The following is a 17,851-nucleotide window of genomic DNA, read 5'->3' as shown; positions in this document are numbered from 1 at the left end:
AGGAGTTCGACGAGGCGGACAGGGCCGCCGGCGGCCCCGGCTTCATACCCGACGACAAGCGAGAGGAGATCGAACACACGCTCGCGACCGTGAACCCGGCCGAGCTCGTCCGCCGCATCCACGACATCCAGGACCGGCTCGAAGCACTGGCGGCACCGCGCACCGCGCGGCTGGCCAGACGCATGGGCCCGGACATGGCATACTTGAACAAGACGCTCGCCCGGATCGCGGGCGTCGAACCGGAAGACGACGAAACCCCACAAGCCGACGCGGACTAGGATTTCACGCTCACCACAGGTGAGGCACCACTCCGGATTACGCGCTCATTTTCAAATGAGGCACCTCGTGTTTCCGATTTGACATACTTGCATAATTGAGATATATTAGTTATGTCAGCAAAACAGAACAGTGAAAGGAGGTGAACATGGACGAGGTCTGGAAAGCGATTGAAGCCATCGGCTCCCTGCTTGTCGGGATTGCGGCCGTCATCGCCGCGCTCAAGTCCAACGGCAGCGAGCCATCGCCCAAGCCGAAGCCAAAACCGCCACGCAGGCGGCGCAGGCCACGCAGGTAGAGCAAGAGCCGTAGATTCCGAATAACCCTACTATCCGGAGCTACGGCTCCCTTCCCAGACTAATCCATGAATCATCATGAACGCAAAAAGCGCATACAGGTTCGTCTCGCTGGCATGCGGCGCGATGTGCCTCATCCTCGCCATCGGCGGACGGACCATCGCCGCCGGGATCTTCGGAGCCGCCGCCGGCGTCTTCGGCTACCTCGCGGGAGGAGAACGATGACCGAACGTTTTCTGAGCCTCAAGGAGATCGGCGAGCGCCTTGGCGTGAAGAATCCCGCCGCGAAGGGCTACAACCTGCCGGAGCCGGACGCGCTGATCGGCACTACGCGCGGCTGGCTGCCGGAGACCATCGACCGGTGGAACGCGGCCCGTCCCGGCCGTGGGGTCGGTGGCGGCAGGCCGCGCAAACATCCCGTTGAATAGGCGAAAGCCCCCGGCACTCATTGCGAGCGCCGGGGGCTTTCGTTTGTTTCGTTTATGAGGCTTCCTCGATGACTTCGGCTTCGATGACGTCGGCGTCGTCGTGGAGGTCGGGTATGGCCTGGCCGAGGAGTTTGGCGAGGCTGGCTTCGTCTCTGTGGGTGTAGTGGTTGGTCATCGTGATGCTGGTGTGGCCCATGATGGCGGTGCGTGCGTCGTCGGGCATGTTGGCGCGTGCCGTCATGCTGGCGGTCCAGTGGCGCGCGCTGTGGATGGTGACCAGTGGAAGGCCTGCGGCCTCCAGCGCCTTGTTCCAGTTGTAGCGTTCGGTGCTGCTGCGTATCGGGTTGCCGCGCGAGTTGGTGAATATGAGCTGGCGTGGGCCGATGCCGAGTCGTTTGATGCGCGCCCACAGCCGTTGCCACAGGCTCATGGAGATGGGCACGAACCGGTTCGCGGCGTGGGTCTTTGGCGTGGTGAGCCACAGGATGCCGTACAGGTGCTCGGCCTTGAGCCAGGCGGGGATGACCGCCTGTTCCGGCTTGCCGTATTGCTGGATCTGCTGCTGCACGTTGATGCCGGGCACGCCGTCGCGCTGTTCCAATTCGTAAGGCATGAGCGCGTAGCGTTCGCCTTCGCGCATGCCGGCGGCGAACGCAAGTTCGAACAGAAGCATCCAGGATTCGTCCACGTCCACGGTCAGGGCCGGGCCGCGTCGTTTCGCTCCCCGGTTGGGCACGGCCTCGATGAGCTGTTTCGGCTGGTCGGGCGAGAGGATCCTGGTCTCGGTGGGCTCCACCCTTGGCGGTTTGACCCTGCGGCACGGATCCACGGGGATGAGCTCTTCGAGCTCGGCCTGGTCGAGCATCATCTTCAGGCTCACGAAGTGGTCCTTGAGCGTGGAGGGCGCGAGCCGCTTGGAAAGCACGCGCATGCACTTGCGGATATGGTCGGGGGTCAGCTCAGTGAGGCGGACGCAGCCGATGATCTCCATGCACGCGTGGATCCTGCCGGCGCGGGTGCGGTATGTGGTGGGCTTGACGTTGAGCCGGTATTCCTCCAGCCACCGCTCCGCGTAGTCCTTCAGGTACGGGCTCTTGGCTCCGGGCAGCAGGCCGGTGCGTTCCATCTCGGCGACCTTGGCGTCGAACCGTTCGCGGGCGTCGGCCTTCGTCCGGCCGGATGCCGCTATGAACCGGCGTTTGCCGGTCGCGGGATCTCGGCTGATCTCGCGGCGGAATTCCCATCGTCCATCCGTGCGGTGGATGATGCTTCCCGCGCCCTTCGTGCGCCGCGAACGTGCGCCCGTCTTCCGTGAGGCTGTCGCCGTCATGGTGTTCTCCTTGTGTCCGAGAGCACTCAATGAGCGTCCACGCACATGGCGAGAACCGATGCGGCGAGTGTCCTCCGGTGTTTCCGAAGTGCACTCTATTTACACTCTATCGCCGCGTAAAACGGCGGAATACGTGCGTAAAACGGCGGTTTTCCGTAAATCGAAAAACGGCGCGATTCCAACGTTCCGACACCCCGGAACCCTTGGAATCACGCCGTTTTACAGGGTCTGAAGACCCTACTTGGAAACGTTGAACTTGAACTCGACGATATCACCGTCTTGCATCACGTAGTCGCGGCCCTCCTGACGGAGCTTGCCTTCCTCCTTGATCTTGGCCATGGAGCCGTCGGCGGCCACGAAATCGTCGTAGGAGACGATGTCGGCCTTGATGAAGCCCTTTTCGAAGTCGGTGTGAATCACGCCGGCGGCCTGCGGGGCGGTCCAACCCTTGTGGATCTGCCAGGCGCGCACTTCCTTGACGCCTGCGGTCAGGAAGGTCTGCAGGCCGAGGATGTCGAAGCCCACGCGGGCCAGCTGGTCGAGACCGGACTCGCTCAAGCCAGCGTCGGCCAGCATTTCGCGGGCATCCGCCTCGTCGAGCTCGGTCAGGTCCGCCTCGAACTGAGCGTTGAGGAACACGGCCGGAGCCGGGGCCACGGATGCGGCGAGCTTAGCCTGCAGGTCCTTGTTGGCCAGCTCGTTGTCGTCCACGTTGAACACGTAGATGAACGGCTTGGCGGTCATCAGATGCAGGTCGTAGACGGAATCCTTGTCGAAGCGGCCTTCGCGTGCGGCCTTGTCGAGCGTCTCGCCGGCTTCAAGGATGGTCTTTGCCTGCTTGACTGCGTCCATGTAGGCCGGCTCGATCTTCTTGCCCCTCAGATCCTTCTCCAGCTTGGGCAGCGCGTTTTCGATGGTCTGCAGGTCGGCGAGGATCAGCTCGGTGTTGATGGTGTCGATGTCGTCGGCCGGATCCACCTTGCCGTTGACGTGGACGATGTCGTCGTCCTCGAAGGCGCGCACGACCTCGCAGATCGCGTCCGCCTCGCGGATGTTGGCCAGGAACTTGTTGCCCAGGCCTTCGCCTTCGGAGGCGCCCTTGACGATGCCGGCGATGTCCACGAAGGTGACGGTGGCCGGCACGATCTTTTCGGTATGCACGAGCTTGGCAAGCACTGGCAGACGGTCGTCTGGCAGCGGCACGATGCCGGTGTTCGGCTCGATGGTGGCGAACGGATAGTTCTCCGCCAGCACGTTGTTGCGGGTCAGTGCGTTGAACATGGTGGACTTGCCGACGTTGGGCAGTCCGACGATTCCGATAGTAAGAGACATGATTCCCTAGCTTAGTATTAGGCTTCGATGGCGTCGACGGCCTTGATGACCGCACCGCGGAACGCGCTTTCCTCCAGCGAGGTCACACCCTTGATTGTGGTGCCGCCCGGCGAGCAGACGGCGTCCTTCATGACGCCCGGATGGGTTTCGTTTTTGAGGTATAGCGCACCGACGCCTTCCACCATCTTCGCGGCTAGACGGTAGGCGGTGGCACGTTGCAGGCCGTATTTCACGCCCGCGTCGCCGAGCGCCTCGATATACATGTCGGTGAATGCCGGTGCGCAGCCTGCGATGCACATGCCAATGCCCATATGCGCGGAATCAACGCGTTCGATGAGGCTGATCGATGAGAACAGCCGCTCGAACACTTCGGCTTGCGTGTCGGTCAGCGTGTTGTCGGCTTCGGTGACGAGTACCCCCTTGCCGACGGCCATCGGCGTGTTCGGAATGGTGCATTGGATATGCGCCGCGTTGAAATCGGCGCCGAACAAGTCTCGGTATTTGTCAAGATCCCAGCCCGCCGCGATGGATACGACGAATTTGTCTTCGTCGGCAATCGCGCCGATGACTGGCTTGATGACACTTTCGATTCGGTACGGTTTGATGGCGATGACGACCATGTCGGACGCTGCAACGACTTCGGCCGCGTTGTGCAATGGCTTTGCACCCACTTTCATCGTGGTCTTTTCCAGCTTGTCGTAATGCGCGGCGCAAGCCACGATGTCGGCACCGTCGACGGCGCCGGCTGCGACGAGTCCTTCGGCGATGGCCTGCGCCATATTGCCGTATCCGATGAATCCGATGGTTGGATTGGACATGGTGTCCTCCTTGTCGTCTTTTCTAATGGACGTAATTGTTTTGGATGCGATGGTTTCGGAGAATTTCGGGAATGTCAGAACAGTTCTTCCAGGTCTCCCCTGTTCAACGCCTCGTCGAACAGGTGCTTGAACACCACGGAACCATGTACGCCGTCGTGCTCGAATTCGTTGGTGGTCCAATAGTGCGATCGTCCCACACGGGACAGCGTATCGAATTGCAGACCGGAGTCGACATACATGTCGTCAAAATAGACGGCAGCCTGCAGCGGAACCTCATTGCGCGCCAACTGGTCGGCATCGTAGATCGTGCCGAAATGCGTGTCTTCCATAAGCACGTCCATGGCTGGTTTGAACGGACGCAACGCACGTTCCTGCTCGAACATCCACGGGAACATGGCCTCGCCGGTGAAATTAAGCGGACGAATGTCACCCGCGAATTCCGGATACTCGCCACGCACGCGCTGGGCGGCCCAGCAAATCGGCGTTTCCAGCTCACCATTGGCGTAGATGAACTCCTGCAACGGCCAATACAGCGGGCGAGATGAAGTCGCATTCATCACGGAAGACAGGAATTCGTCAGACAGTTCCGCCGAGGTCGAGGCCGAACCGTCGCCGTCAAGGAATGCCTGGTCAAGAATCCAATGCACGCGTTCGAAACTCGGCTTCATACCGAAATCGGATCCCAAGCATTGGAAACGTTCCACCGTGAGCGGATCGCCGTCCGGCAATGCGACCTTACGCGACTGCAGAACGTCGGCAACGGCCGCGGCACGTTCGATATCGATCGGGTAACGCTCGTAGAACTGCTTCGTCTTTGCCACCATGCGTGGGAACGTATGACGGTACACGTCGGTCGCATCGGCGGGAACATGCGGAATGCCACCCGTGGTGAAACTGGCGATAACTCCTTGCGGAAACAGCGAAAGATACGTCAGCGTCAGGAATCCGCCATAGCTTTGGCCAAGCGTGACCCAACGTGCGCCCCCGAATTCGGTACGACGCAGATGCTCGAAATCACGAACGATCGAATCGGCGAGGAAACGCTTCAAAAACGCGGCACCTGCCTTGCCGTCGCCATCCATGCCCTCAATCACATGCGTATCGACACGAGACGAACGCCCCGTACCACGTTGATCCGGCAACACCACGCGGAAATGCTTGATAGCCTCCTCGATCCAACCATCGGAACTTGGGCCGAGCGGACGCGGACCGGAACCGCCGGGACCACCCTGCAGGAACACGAGCAGCGGCAGGTCGTCATGCACATGTTCGGGAGAGGTGACCACACGGTAGAACAGGCTGATCGATTCGCCATCGAACCCATGACCAGGCTCGTGGCCCGTCCAATCCAACGGCACCTTGATGGAACGATCCTCAATATGCAATCCGGGCACGTAGTATTCGCTCAGCAACGTCATGCATTCACCTTTCCCTTGGCATCATCGGCATGTTCAATGCGGGTAGTGACTTTTTGATGGCTTCCATCCCACCCACATGCGGAGACAACCTTACCTCACAAAAGCGGCTTTATCTTACCGCTATTTCATTCCTGCGCATGATGGCGTCACAGCATATCTGGCGCTAGGGTGGAACGTATGCCGAATCTCAAGCAGCGTCTCTTGTCATGGATGCATGGCCATGTTTTCGCAGGCGATCTCATCATCACGCTTGTTATAGGTGTTCTGCTGTTCGGCGTGACCGGCGGCATCACCTATAATCCGGGATTGCTGTTTGACCTTAAGCCTTCCACGCAGATGACATGGGAAGCGGCAATGCTTATTCCGCTGCTAATCCGTCGATGGTGGCCACAGACCGGAGCGTTGCTCTGCGTGGCATTGACCTTGGCGCATCTCATATTCGGCCCTTGCCTGTTGGGTGCCGATATTCTGGCATTGTTCATGCTGTATTCAGTGATCGTCTACGGCAATCCCAAAAACACGAAAGCCTTCATTATTCTGGCGTTGACCATCGGTCTTCTGGCTTCGGCGCTGGCGGCATGGACCATGACCAATGGACCACTGCTCACCGGAGGCAAAGTGCATACATGGAGCAGCTGGAATGACTCAAATCCAAATGGCGTTATGGTCACGGAAGACACTCTCGGTTCCATCTACACAGGAACATCCATATCGGAAGTCGCCAACATGGTGGCGCAATACATGTTGGTGCTGACGCCGATTTTCGAAGTATGTATCATTTCCACCGTCATTGTAGCGTTCTGGCAGCGTGCCCGTCTGGCAACCATTCGCATGATGCGGGAACGCAATGAGGCAATCGCCGCGCGAGACCAGGATGAACGCGATATCGCCGCGTTGGCGGAACGCGCACGCATCGCACGTGACATGCACGATGTGGTGGCGCACACCTTGTCAATCATCATCGTGCAGTCTGATGGTGGTCGCTATGCAGGCACGCATGATCCCGCGGTGGCCAGAAACACCATGGAGACGATTCGACACGAATCGGAACGCGCACTGCATGACATGCAACGTCTTCTGGGAGTATTCGGGGGTTCACCGCACGCCGATTATAACGATATCGGCAATCTTGTGGAACAAGCGCAAAACGTCTCCCCCGACATTCGAATCCGACGGAATATCACCGGCACCGCCAGCCCGGAACAACTCGGCGAACAAGCCTCGATAGCTTCCTACCATGTAGTGCAGGAGGCACTGACGAATATCCGCAAGTATGCGGGGCCGCACGTCGATGTGCACATTAAAGAGTCATGGAACAACGGTTTGCTCACTTTGACCATCACCGACAATGGTCATGGCGCGGCGGCCAATATCGACGGGCATACGCCAGGTTACGGCCTGCTGGGCATGAAAGAACGCATCGAATCGGCCGGAGGCTCGTTGCAGGCTGGCCCTCAACTCGGCGGAGGCTTCGAAGTCATGGCCACCCTGCCTTACGGCGGTAAAGAACAGGTGACAGAAGAAACCGGCGAACAGTATGCCTCGGAACAGTCCGAATCGTGCAACACAACTGCCATATCCAGCAAAGCGAAATTATCCGACGAAGCAATCGCACCTCACACAGTCGTCAACATATCGGCGCGAATCCCAGATCAGCCATCGGAGCAAACGAAGGAAACCAACCAACCGACCGGTCGCGATCATCGTTCGAATGCCCTGCAACATTTGCGCATCACCGCACCCAATCTGCATGATTTGCTCAAATCATTGAAACTGAAATCCGTAGAACTTGCAAATACATCCAATTCGCGAGGGCTGAATTGGGTGGAACGTGTTTCCGCGTGGACGCAGCGCCATTATGCGCTCATGGATTCCGTTGGTGCCGTGGCATTGGTCATGCTGCTGAATCGCATGTCGGTTACGTTCTTTTTTGATAGTTCACCTCATGCGCAGCTCTCAAATGCGATCGCCGCATGCTGCTTGCTGGCGCTGGCTCTTCGACGCAGGTTCCCCGAGACTTGCGCGCTTATTGTGTTCGTATTGTCAGTTGTGCAATTGGTGTTTTTGGGATCGATTGAGGTTGGACATATCGTAGCGTCGCTGTGTGCGCTGTATTCAGCCGTATTGTATGGGCGTGAACACGCATGGCGTTGGACCGGTCTTGCCGCCGCTACCTGTTCGGTGCTGATGGGCTTGAAAATCGCGGCTGATCAACACGGATACACTACCTTGTTCGGCGCCATCGCCGCTTTTGCAGGCTTGACGAAACCGGTTTCAGTCACGTCAAGTACTACGGCGGCGTTCTTTACCGGCGTTATGTATACGGTTGCAGTGCTGATGCTGTGCGCCGGCATTATGGCGTGGGCACGTTGGGCTCGTTCCAGTGATTCAAACGCACTGGTGTTGCAGGCGCGAGAGGAAGCGCTGGTGGCCGAGCAGGAGAAGCAGCGTATTCTCGCGGCGAATATGGAACGTGACCGTATCAGTGCCAGCATTCAGGCTGAAGTCACCGCCACGTTGAACAGCGTGATTAGTCAAGCCGTCGATGGTATCCGCATGCTGGATAGCGCCGAAGCACAAGGCAAAGAGCCTACCGCCGACGAGATTTCCACAGCGTTCAAAGCCATTGGCGAACAGGGGCGCGCCGCGCTTAAACGTATGCGCGAACTGCTTGGCGTGCTTCGTGAGACTGGTTTCAGCGATGACGCTCATGCCGGTAGCGCGAACGAACTGCAGTTGAGGCCCGCAGCACCGTTGGAGGAGCAGCTGCAGCGCGCATCTCAATAGCCGATTCAAGTTTTCAGGGAGATTTAAGGGTTTGTTTCGCGCTGTGAGCGGAACAATGCCGATAAGGTGGAGAGTATGAGTGAAGAACAGAAGATTCGTGTGGTCATTGCCGATGATCAGGAATTGGTACGTGCCGGTTTCGCCATGGTGATCGGGTCCCAACCTGATATGGCGGTTGCGGCGCAGGCTCGCGATGGTGCAGAGGCTGTGGCGTTGGCGGAAACACTGCATCCTGACGTGGTGTTGATGGATGTGCGTATGCCCGGCATGGATGGTATTGAGGCGACTCGGCAGATCAGTTCGTTGCAGCATCGCTTTGCTGCCGATGGAACGCAATCAGAAGTCGCCCGTACCAAAGTGATCATTCTGACGACATTCGATTTGGATGAATATGTTATGGCTGCGATCACTGCCGGAGCTTCCGGTTTTCTGCTGAAAGATACGGAACCGGAAACGTTGTTGAATTCGATTCGCACGGTTTTTCAAGGTAATGCGATTATCGCACCGTCCGCCACGAAACGTCTTATCGAGAAAATGATGGAAGGCGATTTCATGGCTGCGAATGTTGGCGCACATGGAAATTCCACTGCTTCTTCCACTTCTGATTCGACGTACACCGATCCGGAATTAGATGAACTGACCGATCGCGAGCGCGAAGTGCTTATTGAGATCGCGCATGGATTGTCGAATCAGGAGATTGCCGACAAGCTTTTCATCAGCCTGCCGACGGTGAAAACGCATGTGGCGCATATTCTGGCGAAAATCAATGCACGTGACCGTGTGCAGGCGGTGGTGTTCGCTTACGAAAACCATTTGGTCTGATTGATTTGTTGTTTTGCGTATGCATGATACGCGAAAAGGACTCCTGCCATGTTTGTGGCAGGAGTCCTTTTCGTTGTGTTTGCTATGAAGCTTAGGCTTCGGCGAGCGCCTCAACAGGAGGCGTGCTCACTGCCCTGCGTGCGGGGAATACGCTGGCGAGCAATGCTGCCACGGCTGCCACGGCGAGTACGATGCCGTTAATGCCCCATTCGAACGGGAACACCACTTTGCCGTACATACTGAACACCACGTATGCGCCCAGCCAGCCGAACAGGGTGCCAAGTAGTACGCCCGCGATGCCGGATACCAGCGAGATGAGCAGGGCTTCCACCGCGAGGGAGCGTCGCAGCTGGCCTCGGGTCATGCCGATGGCGCGCAATGTGGCGGATTCTCGGGTGCGTTCGATCACTGACAGCGACAGCGTGTTGGCCACGCCGACAAGTGCGATGAGCACGGCCACGGCGATCAATCCCACCAGAAGCATCATCATGGAGTCGATCATGTTCGCCCATACGATGCGTTCGGCGATCGGTCCGGTCACTGTCGCATCAGCGCTCTTCTCCAATGCGGCCTGCATGTCGTTGTAGATGCCGTCAACGGAAACTCCTGACTTGTCAGTATCTGCCTTGACCAGCAACACATGGGTGGCGGCATCGAGGTCACCATTGGTGAAATGGCTTTCATCCACGAATCCGACAGCTCCATACTGTGCGGATACGCGACGGTAGTCAGCTTGGTTTGCTTGCAATGTCAGCGAACGCGTAGTGACGCCGTCCTGATTCCATTCGGTGGAGAAATCAGCCGTGCCATTGGCGAACTGCAGTTCCTTGCCGGTTTGCGCATTGTATGTTGGCATGAGCACGCTATCACTGTCGATGGAGGCGTTACCCAAGTTGGCACGCATGACCTGCTTGACCTGATCGATGTTCTTCACACCGACCAGCAATGCGGACGTAGGCTGGGTTCCATCCGCTTTCTCCAAGGTCACGGAAACCGCCGGCGCATACAATGTGTCGGACACGCCGTTGATGTCGGCTACATCCTTGGCCATTTGCTGGCTGATGTCATCGCCCATGGCCACGATGTCGACGCTATAACGGGTGGCGAGCGCACCATTCATAGTCTCTTTGGCGCTAGCGGCACCGGTTGCGATGGTGGAAACCAGGGTGACGCCGATGAGCAGAGCGGCACCGGTTGCTGCGATGCGTCGCGGATTCTTCTGAATGTTGGCGTGCGCAACCGTTGCGGAAGGGCCTGTCAGCGAGGCCAACGCTCCAACGCCCTTCATGAGGGCCGGCATCCAGAACACCGCGGTGACTATCATGCCGAGGAACACCAGTGCGGCGCCGGCGATGGCTACGAGCAGAATCATCGTGAATTGATCACTGCTCGCATCCTCGCCGCCATTGGTGGCTTGTACCTGCCAGATGGAAAATACCGCCATGGTGATACCGACCACCACCATCAGAATGCCGATTATGGCTCGTGTGAGGCTGGAACGACGGTTGTCGGTCAGTTCGATCGGGCGCAATGCCTCCAATGGTGTCACCGCAGTAGCGGAACGTGCGGATCCCAAGGATGCGAGCACCGTCACCACAATACCGAAAAGAATGGGTACGACGGCGGCTTGCCAAGAGAAATTGAATCGCATACCCTCTTGCATGATGTCGCTGACGCACATGCCCCACATGAGCAGGCTTCCCAGCACCACGCCAAGCACGGATGCGACGAAGCCAAGCACTGCCGCTTCGGACAGCACGGAACCATACAGCTGGCCTTTTTTCGCGCCGATGGTGCGCAGCAAGGCGAGTGTGCGGCGGCGTTGCGCCACGAGTACTTGGAACGTGTTGGCGATCACCAGTGCCGCCACGAACATGGCAAGCACGCCGAAGCACATAAGGAATGTGGTGGCGATGTTGGTTTGGTTGCCGCTTAAGGATTTGATGCTTTCGTCACTGATTTGCTGTCGTGACATCAGATCGAAATGCTTTGGCAGCAACGCTTTCACACCGTTGATGGTTTTTGCGGATACGCTGTTTCCATCCAAGGCAAGGTCGAGATACACCATTGTTGTTCCGGTGGCGTTGAAATCGTCCACTCCCTGCATTGCGGCAAGCAGATTGTTGGATCCTACGATCGCACCACCATAGTATGAGTAGGCGCCGTTCGGATCGGATGTGAGTCCTACCACGCGCACGTTGTCCGCCTTGGCTTTGCCATCGTCGCCTACCGCATATCGGGAGGTCAGGCTTACAGTGTCTCCAACGCCGACGTTCAACTGTTTCGCCATGTCTTCCGGCAGCGCGACTTCGTTGGAATCCTTCGGCTGGTCCCCTTCCGTGATATTCACGGGGAGCATGTTCTTCTGTGCCGCGGTGGAGATGATCTCGCCGCTGATGGTGCTGTCTCCCTTGGAAACGCTGGCGCCGGTTTCCACCGAGGCGCGGATGCCGTCGACTCCTTCGATGCCGGCGATCTGGTCGAGATGGAAGTCGCCGACAGTGCTGGAGTACGCCTCGTTGAGTTCCTTATCGCTCAGGTCGGAGCTGTTGACGGTCACCGCATAGTTGGCGTTTCCGAACATGGCGGTCAGCCGCCGTGTCAGGGAGTCGTTCATGGCATTGCCGAACAGGAAGGTGCTGGCGATGAACGCCGTGCCGATCATGATGGCGATGCCTGCGGGTATGAGCATGCGCTTGGTTTTTCGCATGAGTTTCAAAGTGATGGACCACATGGTGAATTCTGTTCCCTTCTTCGAATGCTTCTACAGTGCGTTTAGCGGGAATGTCTCGCGGAAGCCACATTCATTGTGGCGGCCTCACGTTCCTTCATCAGCAGTTCACTCATCTGGTCTGCCGTCGGCTTGTTTACGTCCGCCGCGATCTGGCCGTCGGCGAACACGAGCGCACGGTCGGCGTAAGACGCGGCGACCGCATCATGCGTGACCATGACGATGGTCTGTCCGAGTTCGTTGACCGAACGCTTCAGGAAGCCGAGCACTTCGGCGCTGGAGACGGAGTCGAGGTTGCCGGTCGGCTCGTCGGCGAACACCAGCTTCGGCTTGGTAATCAGCGCGCGGGCGATGGCCACGCGCTGCTGCTGGCCACCGGACAGCTCGTTCGGACGATGGTTGAGCCGTTGCTTGAGTCCCAAGGTTTCTACGAGCAGATCGAACCAGGCACGGTCGGGCTTATCACCGGCCAAAGTCAGCGGCATGAGGATGTTCTGCTCTGCGGTGAACATGGGCAACAGGTTGAAGCTTTGGAAGATGAAGCCGATCTTGTGGCGACGTAGCAAGGTGAGCTGCTTGTCGTCCATGCGGGTCAGGTCGGCGCCGCCGAACAAGATATGGCCGGAAGTGGCGGAGTCGAGACCGGCGAGCGTGTGCATCAGCGTGGATTTGCCGGAACCGGATGGGCCCATGATGGCGGTGAATTTGCCGCGTTCGAAACTCACGTTCACGCCGCGCAGGGCGTGAACCATATTGCTGCCGGTGCCGTAGTTCTTGACCAAGTCGACGGCCTGAATAACGATGCCGCGCGATGCGGACGGGTTCTGCACGTTCATAATGCCTCTCCATATTGGGCCGGGCCTTATGCCCGGATGATGATTCCAACTTATGAAGAAATAACGGCGCGCCCCATCGTGCGCCAGACTGAATTGGGCGGTCGGCCACGCGCCGGCCCTCATCCTTGAGGATTATGTCGTCTCAGGTCTCACACTATTCATGCCTCTGCGCAAACAGTGTGAGGCATACAGACGCAAGAAAGCCCGCACTGCATGACGTCAGTGCGAGCTTTCTACTCCTTGAGTCAAGTTATCGGACGGAAGGCACCCCATGCGGCTCGATGATTCGCGATGCACCCCATTAGCATCGCGCCCCTTCTCATCGGGCCGTCAACCCTCCTGTCGACCTCACTTGGCCAAGCCGGAAGCGCGAAGGGCCTCGAAGCCGCCCTTCAGGTCATCGAGAATGTCCTCGATGTTCTCGGTGCCGATGGACAGGCGGATGGTGCCCTGGTGAATGCCCTGGTCCTCGAGCTCTTCCAGGGTCTCCTGGGAGTGCGTAGTGGAAGCCGGGTGGATGACGAGGGACTTTGCGTCGGCCACATTGGCCAGCAGAGAGAACAGGTGCAGATTGTCGATGAAGACACGAGCTGCATCCTTGCCACCCTTGATGTCGAAGGTGAAGATGGAGCCAGCACCGTTCGGGAAGTACTTCTCGTACAGGTCATGGTCCGGGCGTCCCGGAATGGACGGGTGAGAAACGGATTCGACTTCCGGCACGGTCTGCAGGTATTCGACAACCTTCAGTGCGTTCTGGACGTGGCGCTCAACGCGCAGGGACAGGGTTTCAGTGCCCTGCAGCAGGAGGAAGGCAGCGAACGGAGACAGCGTGGCACCAGTGTCGCGCAGCAGGATGGCGCGGATGCGGGTCACGAATGCGGTGCCGCCCAGAGCTTCGTAGAAGTTCAGACCGTGGTAGGACGGATCCGGCTCGGTCAGGGTCGGGAACTTACCCGGCACCTCAGCCCAGTTGAAGTTACCGCCTTCAACGATCACACCGCCCAAGGTAGTGCCATGTCCACCGATGAACTTGGTGGCGGATTCGACCACGACGTCAGCACCGTGCTCCAGCGGGCGGAACAGGTACGGGGTGGCGAAGGTGTTGTCGACGATCACCGGCAGATGATGCTTATGAGCGATCTCAGAGATGGCCTCGAAGTCCGGCAGATCAGCGTTCGGGTTGCCGAAAGTCTCGAAGTAGACGAGCTTGGTGTTCTCCTGGATGGCGTCCTCGAACTCCTGCGGGTTCTCAGCGGAGACGAAGGTGGTGGTGATGCCATCACGCGGCAGGGTGTGACGCAGCAGGTTGAAGGTACCACCGTAGATGTTCTTGGCGGCGACGATGTGGTCACCGGACTGGGTGATGTTGCGCACGGCGTATTCAACAGCGGCTGCACCAGAAGCCACGGCAAGACCTGCGGTACCACCTTCAAGGGCGGCGATACGATCCTCGAAGACACCCTGGGTGGAGTTGGTCAGACGGCCGTAGATGTTGCCCGGGTCAGCGAGACCGAAGCGAGCCTCGGCGTGATCGAAGTTGTGGAAAACGTAGGAAGTGGTGGCGTAAATCGGCACTGCGCGGGAATCGGTAGCCGGATCGGCCTGCTCCTGGCCCACATGCAGCTGCAGGGTTTCAAAACGGTACTTCTTGTTCTCGGCCATTGGTGTGCTCCTTGCTGGTTGTGCTGGTCGCGAGGTTCTTTTTCCTTGCCACCCGCCTGCCGTATTCGGCGGTTGGCGAGGTGTTGGTTATGAAAGTACGCGCGCAACTCGGCGCGGCGCAAGCTGAGCGTTATCACGGTTGCCTATAGACCCTTATAACCCGTTGGAATCATTGGGATAGCGAACTCTTCAAGTGCCATTTTTTCTTGCTGAAAATCTCACGACACGCCGAACGACAAGTGTTGTATCTCGATGTGCTCAACATCATTTGCGCCTCTCCCGAGCACGGCGCCATATACATGGAAAACACATAGCCAGGGTTTTGAATTTGCAGGATGTGGGCACCGCGACCGTAATGATGCATGCACTGGGCTACGCTCATCATTGATAATCATTTCCGCCTGCAGAATCGAAAGAGACCCATGACTGACGTGACTCTGTATGACCGCGACCCGCATTACATTCCTCGTGTGGCTGCTGTGCATGACATGTGCGGGTACGGCAAATGCTCGCTGACCGCGGCGATTCCGATTCTTTCGGCGGCTGGCTGTGACGTGTGCCCTGTGCCTACCGCACTGTTCTCGGCGCACACCAAGTACAAGGTGTTCACTTTCCATGACACCACGGATATTCTGAATGATTATTTGGATGCTTGGCAGGCCGAGGATGTGGAACTTGACGGTATCTATTCCGGTTTCCTTGGCTCCCCTGAACAGGTGGCGATTATCGAGCGGCTTTACCGCGAGTATCCGAGTGCGTTGCGTTTGGTCGACCCAGTGATGGGTGATGGCGGCAGCATGTACCCCACCTATACTCCGGAGCTGTGTGAGGCAATGGGTGCTTTGGCGCTTGGCGCAGATGTGCTGATGCCGAATCTCACCGAGGCCGCAATCTTGACCAAGACTGATTATCCGGGCCACGATTTGGATGATGCCGCTGTGAATCGGATGCTTGAAGCGCTGCTGAACCTTGGTGCGAAGAACGTGGTGTTGAAAGGCATCGACCGCGGTGATGGTCGCATCATCAACTATGTGGCAAGCGCGTCGACCGGCGTGGAGCAGAAGATCAAGCTCGCTCATGAGAAGCTTCCGTACATGATTCACGGCACTGGCGATGCGTTCGCCTCTGCGTTGTGTGGCGCGGTGTTGGCAGGTCGAGGACTAGCGGAATCCGCGCATATCGCCGGCGAGTTTGTTCGTCATGCGATGGCCAACACCCGCAATCAGCCACATTTCGAGGATCGCGGCTTGAGTTTCGAGCTCAACTTGGGCGAGCTTACGGAACTTATCGGTTCTTGAAGTATTTCAGCAGGTGATTTTCTCGTGTGAGCAGCACGGCCAAGAATGCGCCCAGTAGTACGCCGAGCAATGCGGCAGCTGGTACTCGTAGCAATGTGTCCGTCAAGGATTCAGCCTCGGCTGTAGTGTTGTTCAGCCAAACCCATGCGAGCAATGGGCTGGCCAGTATGATGCCGGCGATTCCCCAGGTAGCTGTTTCCAAGAGGATTTGTGTAATCAATGCGGTTTTCGGCACACCGCAATGCAACGCGGATGCCATTTCTAGTTTGCGTATGCGCGTTGCAATAAAGCCCAGCACCAGTGCTGCTGCAAGAGCAATCCACGGCGCAAAAGCGGTCAGTCTCGATGTAAACAGCAACGCACTGTCCAGTTCGCTGCCTTTGGTGGTGTTGAGCTTATAGATCTGCGGCCGATCGGCCGTAGTTGCACTAGCCGACCCATCGCTGGCCAGGCGCAGTAGTGATTCGATATTCTTGGTCTGCGGCCATGCGCGCACCCAGCATTGGCTGAAGGACACGCTCGAATCGGCGGGCACCGGGGTCAGTGCGGCATAGGAGAAACCGGATTTTCTGCCGTCATCCGGCCAGTTGAATACACCGACAACATCAAGATGGCGTCCATCCTTCAATGCCAAGGATTGCCCCGATTGCGCTTGAAAGGGTTCCGCCGCCTCACGGGACAGCAATGCACCTTCTCGGCTTGCAGTCGTGTTGCCGGATGCTCGAGATTTCCCGTATTGCCATTGTGTTCCGGTGGTGCTCAACATGAATACGTCGGCGGCACCCGGCGTGATGTCATACAAAGGCACGCTGGTGGATGGCAAGGCCGCGAACACCAGCTTGTTGTCCGACTGCCGCACCGCTCCGGCCGCTTCGACACCGTCCAATGAGACGAGCCGATCGCAGGCTGCACCATCGATATGATTCGGGTATTCCAATATCCAGGTTGAGCCGCCTGATGCCACGTATCCGTCGGTTTGCCGTTGGATGCCCATAATGGTGAGCCCATCGGCACCGGCAAGCAACGTAATCAGGCATGCGAGCCCGACCGCGAGCGCACACGCGTGACTGGTGCCGGTAATGAGATCACGCCATGCCTCCCCTAGCATCCCGGTCAATCGCATATGAGGTCGGTGATTATTTGCTTCATTCATGATGCTCACCGCCTCGCTCAATCGAATGGGCATGCGCGGGCTCGTCGCTTTGCCAGTCGCGCAAATCAATCAGATCGGTGCAGGCATCACGAGTGCGTGGATCGTGCGTGGCCACCACCACGATGGCACCGCTCATTGAAAGATTGTGCAGGTGTTCGTTGACAGTGGCGGCGGTATTGAGATCCAATTGCGCGGTCGGCTCGTCAACCAACAACAGGCCCGCATGTGAGGCGACCCCTCGGGCCAGCATCAGTCGTTGCGCCTCACCACCTGATAAATCACGAAATGGCTTGCGAGCCAAGGCTGACAGACCGAATGCCTTAAGCAGTTCCATCGCATGGGTTTCGGCGTCCTTCCGCCGCCCTCCTCGTGCGATGAACGGCAAGGCCACATGGTCGATGGCCGAGCGGCGCGCTACGCCATACGGATTCTGCAGCACCCAGCACACGCGCCCGCAATCAATACGCTCCACCGAACCGGTGACCGGCGTGACCCATCCGGCGATGATGGACAGCAACGTGGACTTGCCGGAACCCGATGGTCCGGTCAACGCATAGACATGTTTGGGCAGCAGCGTCATCGTCAAGTGTCGGAACAGCATGTCTTCGCCGGTACGGTCGAAACTGTGCCCCACATCGGTCAATATCACTTTGTAATCGACCAT

The 17,851-nt window shown here is 58.2% G+C and carries 15 protein-coding genes and 1 pseudogene; 7 read left to right on the top strand and 9 right to left on the bottom strand.

What is annotated here, in order from left to right:
- The 4 genes and pseudogenes from Tam1G_RS02710 to Tam1G_RS02705 form a co-directional block, all read left to right on the top strand.
- Nucleotides 1-278: pseudogene (locus Tam1G_RS02710) on the top strand (integrase catalytic domain-containing protein); the annotation flags it as partial.
- A 146-nt stretch (nucleotides 279-424) separates the two neighbouring features.
- Nucleotides 425-574, top strand: coding sequence for a hypothetical protein (locus Tam1G_RS11600; protein ID WP_156099600.1), 150 nt, complete (start codon nucleotides 425-427; stop codon nucleotides 572-574).
- Nucleotides 575-650: 76 nt separating this feature from the next.
- A complete protein-coding gene (locus Tam1G_RS11595) occupies nucleotides 651-797 on the top strand; it encodes a hypothetical protein (RefSeq protein WP_165501472.1) in 147 nt (48 codons plus the stop codon).
- Nucleotides 794-1,000 (top strand): hypothetical protein, encoded by a 207-nt coding sequence (locus tag Tam1G_RS02705; RefSeq protein ID WP_101625355.1) that lies wholly within the window; start codon nucleotides 794-796, stop codon nucleotides 998-1,000. The genes Tam1G_RS11595 and Tam1G_RS02705 overlap by 4 nt, the downstream gene beginning before the upstream one ends.
- A 52-nt stretch (nucleotides 1,001-1,052) precedes the next feature.
- Here the strand turns inward: Tam1G_RS02705 and Tam1G_RS02700 are convergent, their stop codons facing one another.
- The 4 genes from Tam1G_RS02700 to Tam1G_RS02685 form a co-directional block, all read right to left on the bottom strand.
- Nucleotides 1,053-2,330, bottom strand: a complete 1,278-nt coding sequence (locus tag Tam1G_RS02700; RefSeq protein ID WP_101625354.1) for a tyrosine-type recombinase/integrase — start codon at nucleotides 2,328-2,330, stop codon at nucleotides 1,053-1,055.
- Nucleotides 2,331-2,567: 237 nt separating this feature from the next.
- Nucleotides 2,568-3,662 carry a redox-regulated ATPase YchF gene (ychF, locus tag Tam1G_RS02695; protein WP_033891755.1) on the bottom strand — a complete coding sequence of 365 codons (1,095 nt, stop codon included), beginning with the start codon at nucleotides 3,660-3,662 and terminating at the stop codon, nucleotides 2,568-2,570.
- 17 nt (nucleotides 3,663-3,679) lie between these two features.
- Entirely contained in the window at nucleotides 3,680-4,480 is an 801-nt protein-coding gene (gene proC, locus Tam1G_RS02690; protein WP_007052076.1) for a pyrroline-5-carboxylate reductase, read from the bottom strand.
- 74 nt (nucleotides 4,481-4,554) lie between these two features.
- On the bottom strand, nucleotides 4,555-5,898 hold the full coding sequence (locus Tam1G_RS02685; protein WP_007052075.1) for an alpha/beta fold hydrolase: 1,344 nt from the start codon (nucleotides 5,896-5,898) through the stop codon (nucleotides 4,555-4,557).
- A gap of 177 nt (nucleotides 5,899-6,075) precedes the next feature.
- Here Tam1G_RS02685 and Tam1G_RS02680 point away from each other — a divergent pair, with 177 nt between their 5' ends.
- Nucleotides 6,076-8,685: a sensor histidine kinase gene (locus Tam1G_RS02680; RefSeq protein ID WP_047379863.1), complete on the top strand. Its 2,610-nt coding sequence runs from the start codon at nucleotides 6,076-6,078 to the stop codon at nucleotides 8,683-8,685.
- Nucleotides 8,686-8,760: 75 nt separating this feature from the next.
- Entirely contained in the window at nucleotides 8,761-9,507 is a 747-nt protein-coding gene (locus Tam1G_RS02675) for a response regulator (protein WP_007052073.1), read from the top strand.
- 91 nt (nucleotides 9,508-9,598) lie between these two features.
- On the opposite strand, the gene Tam1G_RS02670 is transcribed toward Tam1G_RS02675, so the two are convergent.
- The 3 genes from Tam1G_RS02670 to Tam1G_RS02660 form a co-directional block, all read right to left on the bottom strand.
- The gene (locus tag Tam1G_RS02670; protein WP_011068207.1) at nucleotides 9,599-12,241 is read right to left on the bottom strand and encodes an ABC transporter permease; all 2,643 of its coding nucleotides are present in this window, start codon (nucleotides 12,239-12,241) and stop codon (nucleotides 9,599-9,601) included.
- A 41-nt stretch (nucleotides 12,242-12,282) separates the two neighbouring features.
- Nucleotides 12,283-13,074 (bottom strand): ABC transporter ATP-binding protein, encoded by a 792-nt coding sequence (locus tag Tam1G_RS02665; RefSeq protein ID WP_011068208.1) that lies wholly within the window; start codon nucleotides 13,072-13,074, stop codon nucleotides 12,283-12,285.
- Between the two features lie 348 nt (nucleotides 13,075-13,422).
- The gene (locus tag Tam1G_RS02660; RefSeq protein WP_033891762.1) at nucleotides 13,423-14,736 is read right to left on the bottom strand and encodes an O-acetylhomoserine aminocarboxypropyltransferase/cysteine synthase family protein; all 1,314 of its coding nucleotides are present in this window, start codon (nucleotides 14,734-14,736) and stop codon (nucleotides 13,423-13,425) included.
- A gap of 422 nt (nucleotides 14,737-15,158) precedes the next feature.
- Between Tam1G_RS02660 and Tam1G_RS02655 the strand changes: the two genes are divergently transcribed.
- On the top strand, nucleotides 15,159-16,034 hold the full coding sequence (locus Tam1G_RS02655) for a pyridoxamine kinase (protein ID WP_101625353.1): 876 nt from the start codon (nucleotides 15,159-15,161) through the stop codon (nucleotides 16,032-16,034).
- Here the strand turns inward: Tam1G_RS02655 and Tam1G_RS02650 are convergent.
- Entirely contained in the window at nucleotides 16,021-17,157 is a 1,137-nt protein-coding gene (locus Tam1G_RS02650) for an ABC transporter permease (protein ID WP_101625352.1), read from the bottom strand. The two genes, Tam1G_RS02655 and Tam1G_RS02650, sit on opposite strands and share 14 nt — an antisense overlap.
- A gap of 22 nt (nucleotides 17,158-17,179) precedes the next feature.
- Nucleotides 17,180-17,851, bottom strand: a complete 672-nt coding sequence (locus tag Tam1G_RS02645; RefSeq protein WP_101625351.1) for an ATP-binding cassette domain-containing protein — start codon at nucleotides 17,849-17,851, stop codon at nucleotides 17,180-17,182.

Origin of the sequence: Bifidobacterium imperatoris (assembly GCF_002860405.1) — a bacterium.
GTDB lineage: Bacteria > Actinomycetota > Actinomycetes > Actinomycetales > Bifidobacteriaceae > Bifidobacterium > Bifidobacterium imperatoris.
The sequence above is the reverse complement of the archived record's forward strand: the minus strand, read 5'-3'. Positions and strand labels throughout refer to the sequence as shown.

Excerpts from the sequence above, each read along its gene's own strand:
- ychF (WP_033891755.1), bottom strand. The coding sequence starts at position 3,662 with ATGTCTCTTACTATCGGAATCGTCGGACTGCCCAACGTCGGCAAGTCC.
- Tam1G_RS02675 (WP_007052073.1), top strand. The coding sequence starts at position 8,761 with ATGAGTGAAGAACAGAAGATTCGTGTGGTCATTGCCGATGATCAGGAA.
- Tam1G_RS02665 (WP_011068208.1), bottom strand. The coding sequence starts at position 13,074 with ATGAACGTGCAGAACCCGTCCGCATCGCGCGGCATCGTTATTCAGGCC.
- Tam1G_RS02685 (WP_007052075.1), bottom strand. The coding sequence starts at position 5,898 with ATGACGTTGCTGAGCGAATACTACGTGCCCGGATTGCATATTGAGGAT.
- Tam1G_RS11595 (WP_165501472.1), top strand. The coding sequence starts at position 651 with ATGAACGCAAAAAGCGCATACAGGTTCGTCTCGCTGGCATGCGGCGCG.
- Tam1G_RS02700 (WP_101625354.1), bottom strand. The coding sequence starts at position 2,330 with ATGACGGCGACAGCCTCACGGAAGACGGGCGCACGTTCGCGGCGCACG.
- Tam1G_RS02660 (WP_033891762.1), bottom strand. The coding sequence starts at position 14,736 with ATGGCCGAGAACAAGAAGTACCGTTTTGAAACCCTGCAGCTGCATGTG.
- Tam1G_RS02680 (WP_047379863.1), top strand. The coding sequence starts at position 6,076 with ATGCCGAATCTCAAGCAGCGTCTCTTGTCATGGATGCATGGCCATGTT.
- Tam1G_RS02645 (WP_101625351.1), bottom strand. The coding sequence starts at position 17,851 with ATGGTCGATTACAAAGTGATATTGACCGATGTGGGGCACAGTTTCGAC.
- Tam1G_RS02650 (WP_101625352.1), bottom strand. The coding sequence starts at position 17,157 with ATGCGATTGACCGGGATGCTAGGGGAGGCATGGCGTGATCTCATTACC.
- proC (WP_007052076.1), bottom strand. The coding sequence starts at position 4,480 with ATGTCCAATCCAACCATCGGATTCATCGGATACGGCAATATGGCGCAG.
- Tam1G_RS11600 (WP_156099600.1), top strand. The coding sequence starts at position 425 with ATGGACGAGGTCTGGAAAGCGATTGAAGCCATCGGCTCCCTGCTTGTC.
- Tam1G_RS02655 (WP_101625353.1), top strand. The coding sequence starts at position 15,159 with ATGACTGACGTGACTCTGTATGACCGCGACCCGCATTACATTCCTCGT.
- Tam1G_RS02670 (WP_011068207.1), bottom strand. The coding sequence starts at position 12,241 with ATGTGGTCCATCACTTTGAAACTCATGCGAAAAACCAAGCGCATGCTC.
- Tam1G_RS02705 (WP_101625355.1), top strand. The coding sequence starts at position 794 with ATGACCGAACGTTTTCTGAGCCTCAAGGAGATCGGCGAGCGCCTTGGC.